Annotated in this window: 4 protein-coding genes; all 4 read right to left on the reverse strand. The window is 46.8% G+C overall.

Going from position 1 to position 16,949, the window contains the following annotated elements:
• Window positions 1–789 precede the first annotated feature (789 nt).
• Window positions 790–7,800, reverse strand: coding sequence for an Ig-like domain-containing protein (locus tag AYY17_RS05675; protein WP_067422089.1), 7,011 nt, complete (start codon window positions 7,798–7,800; stop codon window positions 790–792).
• Window positions 7,722–10,277 (reverse strand): inverse autotransporter beta domain-containing protein, encoded by a 2,556-nt coding sequence (locus AYY17_RS05680; protein WP_067422091.1) that lies wholly within the window; start codon window positions 10,275–10,277, stop codon window positions 7,722–7,724. The genes AYY17_RS05675 and AYY17_RS05680 overlap by 79 nt, the downstream gene beginning before the upstream one ends.
• 917 nt (window positions 10,278–11,194) lie before the next feature.
• Entirely contained in the window at window positions 11,195–12,163 is a 969-nt protein-coding gene (locus AYY17_RS05685) for a hypothetical protein (RefSeq protein ID WP_067422093.1), read from the reverse strand.
• A 68-nt stretch (window positions 12,164–12,231) separates the two neighbouring features.
• Window positions 12,232–16,949, reverse strand: a 4,718-nt coding sequence (locus tag AYY17_RS05690; protein WP_202906382.1) for a beta strand repeat-containing protein, incomplete at its 5' end; no start/stop codon positions are given.

Raw genomic sequence — 16,949 nt, forward strand, 5'->3', positions numbered from 1 at the left:
GATCACGTTATTCTTACCACCTGTAACACCTGAAATGAAATGCATATTTGAAATTACCAACCGATGGTGGCAGCGGATATAAACATACCCATAAGTCAATCAAATAACATCATGTTATTATTAATTAATATTTTCTCTTAAAAATAACTATTGCTAAGAGTCCTGCTGTGTTTTATCAAATCTATATAATGGCCAGTTTTATAAGCATCATTTTATTTTCATGTAAAGAGTAAATGACTTATAGCAGTGTGTGCAAATTTTTATTCACCTCTCCATTCAAATAGAATGATAGGCAGAAGCTATTAATAAAGAAAAATTTAAGATAAAAATACAGCACAATAAATCAAATTTACTAATCACATCAGTAAGTTAAATTGAAGTATCTGTTTTTACACAATAATCATGATTTATCCTAAATATTTCCCTGACTCTTCTCACGATTACGTTAGAATCACTTAGTTACAATATAATCATAAATAATTACATATTTAGATACCATCATCACCTTTTAACACAAAATAACAAACACTTAAACAACATTTATGCAACGACGAAAATATGTACTTACGCCTTTATATGATCGATAAATCAGATAATTATATAAAATACAGCCCGGTGATCAATACGATTAACCATGGTGAAGAACGTATGAAACGGTATACGGAAAAAAAAGCCCCGGACATCTCTGCCGGGGCTTTTATCAGCTACTCACATCTGAAACGCCATATCAAAAATGATATTTCATACTTTTGCTTCAGGTATTTCCTTTATCAAATAATACCTGCTGTATCAAAAGGCTGTACTGTATGTATTTAACACTCTCACACTGACAACCCCGGCACTGGTTACGCTAATTTCAAGTACACGCCAGAATTTGGTGGTGTTACCCGTGCCCGCCACCGCATTTCGCGGAGATGTAACATAAGTATCCGGAGATGTTCCTGCTGCCAATGTCACTCTGTCATTAATGTGCACTGATACTTTTGCATCTGTGTTATTGAAATTAGACCAAGTACAGTTGAAACATTCCAGAGCATAGGTATAGGTTCCCGGCTTAAACTTCTCGATAGTTATGGTTTCAAGACCCGGAGCTGATGTATTATCCCTGTCGAGGTGTACTCCGTCGTAATCTTTCTTCTGACGGAAAACATTCGTTCCGTCCGGTACTTTAATATAGGTATCCGGATCTTTCGGATTATTCTCCAGCCACTGGACAATAATTTTCGCATCGTTGTCACCTATCTGGATCAACCCGTACTGATAATTGAGATCGAGACCTGAACGAATCTCAATAAAATTATCATATGTTCTGAATCCATCTTTTGTAATAACAATCGCATACCGTCCTGCCACTAACTCGACCTGAATCTTACCGTTGGTCGGTGTCAGTTCATCAACCAGTTTTTCACCTTTATTCTCGGAATAAATTTCAATTCTCGCTCCCGGAATAACAACGGTACCCGTTTTACCGGCATCCACAACAGTGATTGTACTTTTGAACAGCTCCTCAAAAGAGACTTTCAGGTTGGCATCAACCTTATTCTGACCGGCTATCGCGGCAGAAATGATGATGTCATACGTTGGTGTCAGTGAACTTGTCAGTGTGGCTTCCACCGTACCATCAACACCTGTTTTCGCGGCTGTAGCAACCAGTGTTGTTGTATCCGGTTTATTATTGCTCCAGGTCACATCCATATTCCGCACAGGGTTACCATTCACATCAGTTACCGTCGTTACAAATATAAATGTATTTGTGCCATTAGCGACCTTGCGGGTTATTTCTCCTTTTAAATTTACCGAAGAAATACGTGCTGTTGCAGCATCAGCAATAAAGCTGATTTTTTTGTCTGCAGGAACAGTCACCGTGGCCAGATATTGCGCACTGACAATGACATCATCCACCGCTTTTTTGGTCGATTTCAGCGTAATAGAGGTTTTACCGGTAGCATCCGTTTTACTGGTTGCCGCCGACAACACCACATCAACACCTTTATCCTGCGTCCATTTCACATCCTGATCCGCCAGAAGGATAGGATTGTTATACTTATCCACTAACTGAGCTGTATAGGTGAAATAAGTGATCCCGTCGGCAATCTGTGTTGTTTTATCACCAAAGAGCGTTACAGTACCGACTTTGGCTGTTAACAGATCATAGGTAAAGCTGACTTTTTTATCTGCCGCAATGGTTGCCATATCCTTATACTGTGCACTCACCGTGATATCACTCACCGCTTTGGTGGTAGATGTCAGGTTGATCGTTGCTTTACCGGTGGCATCCGTTTTACTGGTTGTCGCCGACAACACCACATCACTGCCTTTATCCTGCGTCCACTTCACATCCAAATTTTCCTGATTGATTGGGTTGTTATTTATATCAACCAGTTGCGCGGTAAAGGTATAGAACTTAATACCATCGGCAATTTGCTGTGTGGCATCACCGCTAAGTTTCACTGTACTGATTTTTGCTGTATCAAGATCATAGGTGAAATTGACGGTTTTATCTGCCGGTACTACTGCGGTTCCCGGATATTCGGCACTAACCAGAACATCATCCACTGCAGTTGCGGTTGACGTCAGTTTAATTGTCGCCTTACCGGTAGCATCCGTTTTGCTGGTTGCCGCAAACAAAGTAACGTTAGTACCTTTGTTTTGTGTCCACTTCACTTCCTTGTCAGCCAGAAGGATAGGGTTATTGTTCTTATCCACTAACTGAGCTGTATAAATAAAGTAAGTGATACCATCCGCAATTTGCTTTGTAACATCACCATTAAGCTCTACGGTACTGACTCTTGCTGATGCCAGTTCATAGATAAAATCGACCGTTTTATCTGCAGGTACTGCGGCATCATCCTGATATTGCGCACTGACAAGCACATCAGCCACTGCTTTCGTGGTCGATTTCAGCGTAATTGTCGCCTTACCGGTGGCATCCGTTTTACTGGTTGTACCGGACAATACGACAGAGGTGCCTTTGTTTTGTGTCCATTTCACTTCCTTGTCGGCCAAGAGGATAGGGTTGTTAAACTTATCCACTAACTGAGCTGTATAGTTGAAATAAGTGACACCGTCCGCAACCTGTTGTGTAACATTACCGCTGAGCGCCACAGTACTGATTTTTGCTGTCGCAAGGTTATAGGTAAAGCTGACGGTTTTGTCCGCCGGTACTGGTGCAATTTCCAGATATTGTGCACTCACACGGATATCATCCACTGCAGTGGTGGTTGATGTCAGTCTGATAGTCGCTTTACCGGCAGCATCCGTTTTGCTGGTCGTTCCGGACAGAACGGCTTTATCACCCTTGTCCTGTGTCCACTTCACATCCAGATCGGCTTTACGGATCGGGTTGTTATTTTCATCTGTCAATTGGGCAGTAAAGGTATAGTAAGTCACACCATCTGCAATTTGCGTTATTTTATCACCTTCCAGCGTCACCTTACTGACACGGGCGGAGTCCATGTTATAAATAAAGCTGACATTTTTATCTGCTGCTACGACCGGCTTCGTTGCATACTGCGCACTCACACGGACATTATCTGCCGCCTCAGTGGTTGACTTCAATGTGACTGTCGCCAGACCCTGCGCATTGGTTTTGGTACTGTCTTCAGACAGGACAACTTTTGTACCCTGATCCTGAATCCACTTCACATCAAGACCCGCCTGAAGGATCTTATTACCGTTCCCGTCTGTCAGTTGTGCAACATAACTGAAGCTGTCGCTGCCATTCGCAATTTTCTGCGTTTCACCATCAACCAACGTTACGCTGCTCACTTTCGCAGTATCAATATCAAAGATATAACTGACCAGTTTATTCGCATCAACCGCCGTGGCGCCGTTCAGTGCGGTACTGACCAGCACATCATTCATCGCTTTGGTGGTTGCCGCTAATGTTATGGTCACCTGTCCGTCTGCGTCCGTTGTCCCGCCGACAGAAACAACTGCGTCAGTATTATCAGCCGTTGCCGTAACAGTGACACCGGATACCGGGTTGCCGTTGGCATCCTGAACCAGCGCGATATAGGTGAAATTATCCGCGTTGTTCGCGACTTTAGTTGTTTTATCTCCGTCTAAAAGGACGCTTTTAATCGTCATCGTGCTGCTGTCCGGGACGATGTGAATAATCACCTCTTTACCCGTGCTGTCCGTGCTGTTTGTGGCATGCACTGTCGCATCACCGATGCGGGTTCCGGTCAGCGAGAAGGTCGCCTGCCCGGCATCGTTTGTAACAACCGCCTGATCACTTAATGTACCCAGTGTGGTGGCCAGGTTTACTGTGTTACCCGGTACGACGTTACCCTGTGCATCTTTGACCGTCACCGTCAGTGTGGCTTTTGCCGTTCCGTTTGCAATGATGGTGTCCGCATCCGTCGTCAGCGTCACCACTGACGCAGTCGCCGTATCAGGAACCAATATCACCGTGACGCTCTGACCGGTCGCATCCGTACTGTTGGTGGCTTTGATAACCGCATCACCGGCGATCGTTCCTTTCAGGGTAACCGTTGCCTGTCCTGTTACATCCGTGGTAACACTTTGTGTATTCAGCTGTCCGGTTGTTGTGCTGAGTGTCACCACATTTCCCGGAACCGGGTTACCCTGCTCATCTTTAACCGTCACCGTCAGCGTCGCGGTATCTGTTCCGTTTGCGGTAACTTTTTCTTTACTGCTGCTGAGAGAAACAACTTTCGCTGTTGATATATCGGCAACAAAAGTAACGTTTTTACTGACAGAATGACCATTGATCGATGCCGAAATACTGACCGGCCCGGCAAGGATATTGGTTACCGCAAAGAATGCTTCACCCAGATTGTTGGTCTGAACCAGTTGTGATGCAGGTAATGCGCCATTATCCGCACTGAAAGAAACGCGGACATTCGGGACAATATTACCCTGCTCATCAGTCACGATGGCTTTCACACGGTTTTGTGCCACTCCGTTTGCCGCCTTATTGTTATCAATTACAATAAGGTTTGCTTCATCGATTTTGGCAGTACCCTGGTTTGGTTCAAAATTAACGTTAACTGTCGGACCGGTCGTTTCACCTTTCAGTTTGGCGTTTACCGTACCGGCACCGGCGGTGGTGTTGGTCAGACTGAATATCGCCTCACCTTGTGCATCCGTCACCAGCGTTTCTGTCGCCGGTAATGCACCATTGCTGCTGGTGAAGACGACTTCCATTCCCGGAACCCGGTTACCCTCAGCATCCGTTACAATCGCTTTAACCTGGTTTTTCGCTTTACCGTCAGCTAACTGGTCATTTTTAATCACAATCAGATTACTGTCGGTAATATCTGCCGTTGTACTGTCGGCAATGAAGGTGACCGGCGTAACCACATCGGTTCCGCTGAGTCCGACAATCCCTGCTGTAATATTTGTATCACCCGCCAGTGTATTGCTCAGACTGAATTCAGCTTCGCCCTGTGCGTTAGTTACAACCGTCTGACTGCCCGGCTGAGCATTATTGTTCGTGCGGAACAAGACATCACTACCCGGTACCGGATTTCCCTTAGCATCAGTGACTACCGCTTTCACCCGGTTTTTGGCAACACCATTTGCAGGACTGTTGTTGTCGATGACAATAAGTTTACCGCCGCTTATCTGACCGGTGGTTTTATCTGCCTCAAAAACGGTGGTGACAGAACGAGCCGGTTTCTCTCCGGTATGCGCGGTCACAACCGTGTTACCCGCAAGGGTGTTCGTCAGACTGAATATGGCTTCACCCTGACTGTTCGTTCTGATCGTTTGTGTTTGCGGGAGTGCGCCGTTGTCTGCCACGAAAATAACATCCACATCAGGAACTTTGTTTCCTTTTGCATCCGTTACCACCGCTTTTACCCGGTTTTGTGCAACGCCGTTCGCAACCTTGTTGTTATCAATAATCGTGAGATTTTCAGCCGTAATGTCAGCTGTACTGCTGTCTGCCACAAAGGTAACGGTCACATTTTTGACTGACAACCCGGCGGCAGCCGTCACAACGTAGTTGCCTGCCGTGGTACTTGTCAGGCTGAACTCTGCCTCACCCTGTGTATTGGTGGCAATCGTCTGGTTTTCCGGTAATGCGCCGGTGGCGTTTCTGAATACCACGTCATAACCCGGTATCAGGTTACCGTTACCATCTTTAATAACGGCCTTTACCTTGTCCGGTGTCACGCCGTCAGCAGGACTTTTGTTAGTGATTATTGTCAGTTCACTAACCACTGCCGTGGTACTGTCTGCCACAAAAGTAACCGCAATACGCCGGTCGTGCCCGTTAATTGACGCAATAATATTGGTCACACCTGAACGGGTGTTGGACACACTGAACAGTGCTACGCCCTGCGCATTGGTCCGGACGGTGTTTGTCAGTGGTGCAGCCCCGTTATCACTGGTGAAGACCACATCCGCATCCGGTACCGTGTTACCCTGAGCATCGGTGACAGTGGCTTTCACCTGGTTTTTGGCTGTACCGTTTGCCGGCTGATTATTTTCAACAACAACCAGGTTGCCATCAATAATTTCAGCCGTGCCGCTATCCGCGACAAAAGTCACCACCTTACTGACCGGCGTACCGCTGCCAATCCGTGCCGTCACCGTCACTTCGCCAGTTGTCACATTGGTGATTTCATATACCACAACACCCTTAGCATCACTGGTAACCGTTTTAGTTGCGGGTTGTGCCCCGTTAGTTGCCGTGAATACGACATCGGTATCAGGCACAAGGTTACCCTGCGCATCCGTAACAACCGCTTTCACGATATTGTGAGCCGTTCCGTTTGCAGGCTGGCGGTCTTTCACAATGATCAGGTTTGCATCCGTCACGGTTGCCGTGGATTTATCCGGCGCAAAGGTCACGATCCTGACTTTACTTTTACCGTTCAGGCTGATGGTGACAGAGGTTTTACCTGCGCGGGTATTTGTGACATCAAATACCGCCTCACCCTGTGCATTGGTTGTCACCGTCAGCGTATCCGGCAGTGCTCCGTTATTACTGTAGAAAATAACGTCCGTATCAGGAACCGGGTTATTTCTGGCATCCGTCACTACCGCCCGTACCTGGTTTTTCGCCACACCGTTTGCCGGCTGATTGTCCTGTGTCACGGTCAGATTGGCATCCGTGATTTGTGCAGTTGACGTATCAGCAATAAACGTAACGGTTTTTGTCATCTGGTTAGCATTAACCTGCGCGGTGACAGAAACCGGTGTGGCAACTGTATTGGTCAGATTGAAAAATACTTCCCCCTGCTCATCTGTCAGTAATGGCAGTGATGCCGGGCTTGCCCCGTTATCTGTGGTAAAGGTCACACTGACATACGGCACCAGGTTTCCTCTGGCATCCGTGACTATCGCTTTCACCCGGTTTTTGGTCGTCCCGTTTGCCGGGCTGTTATCCACCACAACCGTCATATTATTGCTGAGGATCTCCGCGGTGGAGCTGTCTGCCGTAAACATCACGGTCTTTGAGGCGGATGTGTTATTCACCCCGGCAATCACCACCGTTGCGCCGGTCAGTGTATTGGTCAGGTCAAACACTACTTCCCCGTTGCTGTCCGTTGTCAGCTGAGCCAGCGACGGAATTGCACCATGGTTGGTTTTGAACTCAACAGCTATGTTCGGTACACGGTTATTGTACTTATCGACAACCGTGGCTTTCACCTGGTTTGCTGCCACACCGTCAGCCAGCTGATTATTCGTTACGATCACTAACCGGGAATCCGTGATAGTTGCGGTCGTTTCATCCGCAATAAAGGTCAGTTGTCGTGTTTCACTGCTGTCATTAATGCTGAAGGTATAATTTTCCTGCGCAGCTTTGGTATTGGTGATATCCACCTGTAACTGACCACGCTGTCGGTTACTCCGCTGACAGGCTGTGTCTGATAGCGTGCGGTTCCCGGAACGGTAATCGTCACCGGTGCGCCGGTTAACGGGTTATTGCGGTTGTCCGTCACCGTCACCAGAACGCCGTTTTTCGCCTTACCGTCAGCAGTGGCATTATCGTGTGTGATAACCACACTCTGAATTTTTGCTGTGCTGATATCAGCAATAAACTGCGCGGTTACGCTTTTTGATGTGCCGGCACCTTCAACCACCAGTTTGGAATCACCGGCAGTTTCACTGCTGAACTGCGTGGTCATCCGGCCCGATTCGTCTGTTTGCGCCGTGGCATTCACCACTGTGGCACCGTTATCTGCTCTCGCGTTTAACGTGAAATTTTCCACCGGGTTATCAAACTGATCGGTAACCGTTGTCAGGGCAATATTTTTTTCCTGACCATTTGCCAGCGCTTTGTTCTGAGTTAATTCCAGGGTTTTGATCTTCGCGGTGCTGCTGTCAGCGACAAACACTATCGCTTCCGTGCGGCTGTTACCGTTGCGCATTTTCGCTTTCAGTAACCCTTTACCCGCTGATTTACTGATAATTTTAACCGTTGCGGTACCATCCGCACCGGTGATAACAGTCAGAGTCTGACCACTGTTACCATCCGTATCAAAAATGGTGACACCTTCTGAATTTTTCAGCCCGGAGACACTGAATGTCACTGCTTTGTTTGCCAGTACACCACCGGTATCACTCTGTAATAAGGCCACTGCGGTAAACTGATCACTATTATTGGCCAGTAATTCACGGTTTGGTGTGACGGTCAGTTTGGTGATGGTTTCTGTGGACGGAATAACATTGACCCACATTTCTGCGGTATTAGACAGATTACCTTCGTTGTCTGTCCCGACTGCCGTAACACGGTAGCCCTGCGGCGCGCCGGTACGGGTCATAAACACATATTCAGGCAGAGTGATATCCACGGTTGTCAGACCGGTTTGTCTGATTTCACCACCCTGCGCTTCCAGTTCAGGTGCGGACCAGCGAAGTGATTTAAGTCCGTATTTGGCTTTCAGCACGCTCGCGGTCACCGGCAGAGTTTGTGCCGCTTCACCTTTGAGTTCCGGCGGCAGCCCGATCCGCAGCAGTTCCTGCTTGCGGTACTGCATCACGATATTGTAATTACGATCAACAAAGTCGTAGCGGTTACCCGCCAGATTACGCATTAAATCAACGTTTTCAGTATCAAGCTGCTGAGACAACGGCACACCAAAGCGGTAAGACAACTCCATCCCGACTTTGCTGTCATTGGAATCGCCGCGCGAGGTTTCACCTTTAAAGGTAATTAACGGGAATGGTGTGTAACTGATACCGACCGTGGACACGGACGGGTTATTTTTCAGTTCACCGGAAGAGGTGGTACCGGCCAGGCTGATGCCGTCACCGAAGTACTGCTCATATTTGGCAAAAGCACCTAACTGCGGATAATCCGGCAGATAGCCCTCAGCACGGACATCAAACCCGTTCGCCGGGCGTTCGTCATAATCACGCATCTCATTCAGCGTGGACTGATGCCAGTCTGTTACCCTGAAATAGCCGTTTGCTGCGAGCTTCACATAATCTGCCCACAACTCACCGCCGACACCGACCCGCGAGTTGCTGCCGGTAATGTCATAATCATAGAAACTGTTCAGACCCCACATCCAGCCCTCTTCATACTGACGATAACCCAGACCGAGGTTGGTGGTGGTCCGCTCATCATTGGCGCGGATACCGAATTGAGAGAACAATAAGCTGTTCGGATTATCAACCAGCGGGATCAGTAAATCCGCATCACCGGTTTTATTGCTGCCAAACTGAATCCGGGCATGGCCCACCTGATTCAGCCAGTCATTAACCTGCTGGTTAAGCAGGTTTTCACCGAGGCTGCGGGCGTAGCCGACAGAGGCATCAACCGCATTATCTGACGACAGAATTTGTCCTGCCTGTGAGGCATTCCCCGCCCATTTAGCTTCTGACGCCGCAGCTTCATCTTCAGGTGAGATATCCGGCAGGCCCATTGTCGGCAGGGCGCTGAAAATATCATCAGTTCGCACGGTATTATCACGTGAAGCCGGTTTTGCCGGATCCGGCAATGTGCTGACACTCATCGGGAACGGCATTCCGTTCTGACCGGAAATAAAACCGGTGCCCGGATCAGCCGGCATAACGCCGAACTCGCTCCCGTCAGGCATCTGAACGGTAAAATTGTTACTGCCTGAGTTACCGGCAGAAGACGAGTTACCGTCCGGTTTTGCAGACGGCGCAGGGGATGTGTCTATCAGTGCATTCAGCCCGTCAAACGTATCTGACATCATGACAGCATTGTCTTGTTCTATCGCATAAGCAACCGATGATGTTGCAACCGATATCGGAAAAAATAACTGTAAAAAAAGTAACAGATACGCTGTTACTCTTTTTGTTTTTGAATAATACGACGTCACTGGCATGAACACATCCCCGAAATAAGTTTGTTAAAAAAATAACTTGATTGTCTGATGGCGTGTTTTATTCGTCACACCAGTAAACTCCAAATACTAAGCAGGTAAAAATAACCCCGGGTCTTATTTATTATTGCTACAGACTCTTTTCGGGAGCTATTACTTGTCATCCGGCACAATCAGAAACCGATTGATTACGGATACACTTTTAATAGATAAAACACTGTCAAAGAAAACAAAAAAAACCAACACAACCCTTGTGTAAAAATTCAATATAAATACAAATACAACGAGTCAATTAAACAATAGATGATGTATTTCCGCCTGAATGGTCACGTGACAAATTACAATTTTCATTTAATTGCAGATAGAAAAAACACGAAAATCATAAGTCAGGAAAAATACGATATAAAAAACACCAATAATGTAGCACATCATGATCATTTAAAAAAAATCGTCAGAATAACCATGGAGTTTAAAATTAAATAAATTAAATCAATTAGTTAATTAATAACGAGTATTATTTTCACAGATAACACTCTTATGATAGATAATTATGAAATATTTATTTACAAAAAACACTATAAACAATAAAAATAATATCATTTTAAAAACACAGTAAAACTCTTGTTAATAAAACCAACCCTATATAACACCTTTCCGACATCGTACCAGCACCTCATAGCAGGTATATAAAAAGTGATATGACAATAAAAATACTCACACTATAGATATTAATGGAATATAATTTAACAAAGAAAATATGCCAAAAATAAAATCAAGCTTAAACCATAGTTATCCATTAGATAAAATCAATAAAATCTATCGTAACCACCGACATATAAAAACAAAAAAACCGGCATATTTTATATTTATGCCGGTTATCACTTCAAAAAATGTGCACTCTGAAAATTCTAATTGAGAGGTTACTTAATTTCTGTTGCTAATTTGAAATTACAATTAAACTCAGTTGATATCTGTGCAGTGCCTGAAGGGGAGCTTACATAAAAACCCAGGAATGCTTCCGGTATTTTAAAAGACTCATCTTTGGTTGAAAATCCGGGGATCGTCATTCTGGTCGTTGAGCCGGCCGGATCGCCACTTCCGTTAATATCACCAAATAATTTACATTCTAATTGTGTATCTCCGTCAGAGACATTCTGACTTAATGATTCATAGCCTAACGTGATATTTTTTGATATATCCTTAGACAACCAGTTAACACAGTCGACTGAAACACTGTCAGCACTATATACATAAGGAAGTATTTTTTTATTGTCAGCACCATAGTACAAATAAAGATTATCTTCAGACAATGTGGTTTTTATATCGAGATCTTTACTGGTGAATTCACAAGCAACCTGTAATTCAGTCATTGTATTAAAATTTAATGTATTTGTCTGATAACCGTTACTTGGAGTATCCTTACATCCTCCCCCGGATGCATCACATACACGACCCAGTGATGTCGTAGTCACTGTATATTGATTATTTCCGCCGGTCAGCGAGGTCACATCTTCTCTTGGTATCTCAACAAATTTTGCTAAATCAATACCATGACGCTCGGCAACCTTCAATGAATCATAGTGTGTTACTGCATTCATCAACTCATCATCGTAACTGCCGTCGCCTCTTAAATCGACAAAACCGGATTGTATTTCCTTATTATTCCCGCCGGATACTACTTTATACTTCATTACACATTCTGCCAGCGTACTACTGGCATTTGCTCTTTTACAGGTATTAGGATGATTTGTGTCATGACCGACAAGATATTTGTGAATAAGATCGAATGAAAATATTCTTGTGGTCGTTTTTACATTTTCAACCTCATAGTGAGAATAGGCACTATGTGACATAACAACTAACAATACAGCAATTATTTTATATTTCATGGTGTTGCCTTATAAAAGCAGAGTTATACCGGCTGACTTAAAATATAAGCCAGCCGGTAAGTAATGGATTAATTTGCCTCGATGACTGACCCGATTTTAAATTTAACCAGATCGAATATCAGAGAGTAGTCTTCGCTTATATTAATACCGCCCGCATCTTTTGCAGATACTGACAGTTCAACATTTTTAATCCGGCTCATGACTTTCGGTTCAACTATTCCATTAATATTCGTAATAACTTCACCATTAACTATCGTCACCATTCCTGAAGGTGTCTTTTCAGTCACTTTGATATTAACCCCGTCAATCGGGTTATTATTGGCATCCACAATTTTCACTTCTAATCCGTTTGCCGACACTGTATCTGCTACGGCGTGTTTATCCTGATTCAGGTTAGTAATCACCATGACTGCGGTTGTTTTATCTGCCACTAATTTCACTGTCTTCGGTGTAACGTTAAACGCTGCACTATTAACACTGACTTTTATTTCCGCATTACCGGCTTTGGTGCCTTTCAGAGTTGCGGTATAGGTGCCGTCAGGATTGCCGGTTACTGTGCTGAATGTGGTATTAACAAGCTCTGTACTGAACAGAACTGTCTGTCCGGTCACTGCGTTACCGTTCACATCTTTCAATGTCAGCGTCAGTACTGAGGTTTCTGTGTCATTCGCCACGATAGTGTCAGGTGCTACAGCCAGTAACGATTTCTCCTCACTCAGGTTATTACCGTCACCGTTAAGCGTGACACTCACTGCTGCCACGGCAAGCTCAGTGCCGCTTACCGTCACTTTCAATGCGGCTTCGCCTGCTTTGGTGCCTTTCAGGGTCGCGGTGTATGTCCCGTTCTGATTATCCTTTACCGTACTGAACGTGACATCCGCCAACGTCGTGCTGAACAGAACTATCTGTCCGGACACCAGGTTACCGTTCACATCTTTCAGGGTCAGGGTCAGCGTCGAGGTTTCCGTGTTATCCGCAAGGATTGAATCAGGAACCGCCGTCAGAGAGGATTTATCCCCGCTCAGATTGCTGTCATCAGCTGTCAGATTCACAGTCACCGGGGCGACAGCAAATGCATTTCCGTTCAGCGTAACACTGATTTTTGCCTCACCCGCCTTGGTACCTTTCAGTGTGGTGGTGTACGTGCCGTCCTGATTATTGATTACCGTACCGAACGAAGTATCCGCCAGGTCTGTACTGAACAGAACTGTCTGATCCGTAACCGGGTTACCGTTCACGTCCTTCAGGGTCAGGGTCAGGGCCGAGGTTTCCGTATTATTTGCCACAATCGTGTCCGGAACTGCCGTCAGGGACGACTTTTCTTCACTCAGATTACCGCCGTCACCGTTCAGTGTGACACTCACTGCTGCCACTGCCAGATCAGCGCCGTTCACCGTGACTTTCAGTACAGCGTCACCCGATTTGGTGCCTTTCAGCGTCGCGCTATAGGTCCCATTCTGATTATCCTTTACCGGACTGAATGTGGTATCTGCCAGAGTCGTGCTGAACAGAACAGTTTGTCCGGCCACCAGGTTACCGTTCACGTCTTTCAGAGTCAGGGTCAGTGCAGAGGTTTCAGTATCATCTGCAACAATAGTGTCAGGAACTGCCGTCAGGGATGATTTTTCCCCGCTCAGATTACCGTCATCGGCTGTCAGCGTTACACTTACCGCTGCCACTGCAAGCTCAGTACCGTTCACCGTCACTTTCAGTGCGGCGTCGCCCGCTTTGGTGCCTTTCAGGGTTGCGCCATACGTTCCGTCCTGATTATCCGTTACCGTGCTGAACGTGGTATCCGCCAGCATAGTGCTGAACAGAACTATCTGTCCCGGCACCGGATTTCCGTTCACATCTTTCAACGTCAGGGTCAGTTCAGACGTTGCCGTGTTATCCGCCACAATAGTGTCCGGAACCGCATTCAGAGACGATTTATCCTTACTCAGATTGCCGTCGTCTGCGGTCAGTTTCACTGTCACCGGAGCGACGGCAAACGCATTTCCGTTCAGGCTGACACTGATTATCGCATCACCCGCTTTGGTGCCTTTCAGGGTTGCGGAGTAAGTACCGTCCTGATTATCCATCACCTTACTGATCGTGGTATCTGCCAGCGCGGTACTGAACAGAGCTGTCTGTCCGGATACAAGGTTACCGTTCATATCTTTCAGGGTCAGAGTCAGTGTCGACGTCGCTGTATTATTCGCAACGATAGTCACCGGATCCGCTGCCAGAGAGGATTTCGCCTCACTAAGATTACCGCCGTCTGCAGTCAGTTTCACCGTCACCGGCGCAACCGCAAACGTATTACCGTTCAGCGTGACACTGATTTGTGCATCACCTGCTTTGGTGCCTTTCAGGGTTGCGGAGTAAGTCCCGTCCTGATTATCCATTACCGTACTGAACGTGGTATCAGCCAGCGTTGTGCTGAACAGTGCAATCTGTCCGGACACCGGATTATCGTTTACATCCTTCAGGGTCAGGGTCAGCGTTGAGGTATCCGTGTTATCTGCCAGGATAGTCAGCGGAGCCGCTTTCAGGGAAGATTTAGCTTCACTCAGATTGCTGTCATCGGCGGTCAGTATCACACTCACCGCAGCCACACCAAGCTCAGCGTTGTTCACGGTCACTTTCAGTGCCGCCTCACCCGCTTTGGTGCCTTTCAGGGTCGCAGTATAAGTTCCGTCCTGATTATCCGCCACGGTACTGAACGTGGTATTTGCCAGCGTGGTGCTGAACAGAACTGCCTGTCCTGATACCAGGTTACCGTTTACGTCTTTCAGGGTCAGGGTCAGCGTCGAGGTCGCCGTGTTATTTGCCACGATGGTCGCCGGAACTGCAGTCAGTGAGGATTTATCATCACTAAGATTGCCGCCGTCAGCAGTCAGCGTCACACTTACCGCTGCCACATCCAGAACCGCGCTGTTTACGGTGACTTTCAGTGCTGCCTCACCCGCATTAGTTCCTTTCAGGGTTGCGGTGTAAGTACCGTCCTGATTATCCGTTACTGTACTGAACGTAGTACCCGCCAGAACAGTACTGAACTCTACCGACTGTCCCGGAACACTGTTACCGTTCACATCCTTCAGGGTCAGAGTCAGTGCTGACGCTGCTGTATTATTCGCGACTATTGTCACCGGAACGGCCTTCAGGGACGATTTATCCTTACTCAGATTACCGCCGTCCGCCGTCAGTTTGACTGTCACCGGCGCTACTGCAAATACTTTGCCGTTCAGAGTGACGCTGATTTTCGCATCACCGGCTTTGGTGCCTTTCAGGGTCGCGGTATACGTACCGTCCGGGTTTCCGGTGGTGCTGCTCAGCGTGGTACTTTCCAAATCAGATTTGAATACCACGGTCTGACCCGGGATCAGGTTTCCGAACTTATCCTTTAAGGTGAAAAGCAATGTTGATTCAGTCTGACCATCCGCAATAATCGTTGCCGGATTGGCAGCCAATGACGATTTTTGTTCATCCGGATTAGTGCTGTCCGCAACAAATGTCACTGACTTTGTCATTTGGTTGGCATTAACCTGCGCGGTGACAGAAACCGGCGTGGCAAGTGTATTGGTCAGGTTAAAAAGCACAGCCCCCTGCTCATCTGTCAGTAATGACAGTGACGCCGGGCTTGCCCCGTTATCTGTGGTAAAGGTCACACTTGCATACGGCACCAGGTTTCCTTTCGCGTCAGTGACAATCGCTTTTACCTGATTCTGGCTTGTGCCATTTGCCGGGCTGTTATCCACCACAACCGTCATATTATTGCTGAGGATCTCCCCGGTGGAGCTGTCTGCCGTAAACATCACATTCTTCGTGGCAGAGATACTGTTAACCTTAGCAATGACAGCCGTTGCGCCGGTCAGGGTATTGGTCAGGTCAAACACCACTTCCCCGTTGCTGTCCGTTGTCAGCTGAGCCAGTTGCGGGATCGCATCATGGTTGGTTTTGAACTCAACAGCCATGTTCGGTACGCGGTTATTGTACTGATCGACAACCGTGGCTTTCACCTGGTTTGCTGCCACACCGTCAGCCAGTTGATTGTCAGTTACGATCACTAACTGCCCGTCAGTGATGGTCGCTGTACCTCCATCAGCAACAAAGGTCAGCTGCCGTGTTTCACTGCTGTCATTAATGCTGAAGGTATAATTTTCCTGTGCAGCTTTGGTATTGGTGATATCCACCTGTAACTGACCACGGCTGTCGGTCATACCACTCACCGGCTGTGTCTGATAGCGGGCTGGCGCAGGAACTTTAATGGTTACCGGCGCGCCGGCTAACGGGTTATTGCGGTTGTCCGTCACCGTCACCAGAACGCCGTTTTTCGCCTTACCGTCAGCGGTGGCATTATCGTGTGTGATAACCACACTCTGAATTTTTGCTGTGCTGATATCGGCAATAAACTGCGCGGTCACACTTTTTGATGTGCCGGCACCCTCAACCACCAGTTTGGAATCACCGGCAGTTTCACTGCTGAACTGCGTGGTCATCCGACCCGATTCGTCTGTTTGCGCCGTGGCATTCACCACTGTGGCACCGTTATCTGCTCTCGCGTTTAACGTGAAGTTTTCCACCGGGTTATCAAACTGATCGGTAACCGTTGTCAGGGCAATATTTTTTTCCTGACCATTTGCCAGCGCTTTGTTCTGAGTTAATTCCAGGGTTTTAATCTTCGCGGTGCTGCTGTCAGCGACAAACACTATCGCTTCCGTGCGGCTGTTACCGTTGCGCATTTTCGCTTTCAGTAACCCTTTACCCGCTGATTTACTGATAATTTTAACCGTTGCGGTACCAT

It is taken from the genome of Morganella psychrotolerans, assembly GCF_001676055.1.
Classification (GTDB): domain Bacteria; phylum Pseudomonadota; class Gammaproteobacteria; order Enterobacterales; family Enterobacteriaceae; genus Morganella; species Morganella psychrotolerans_B.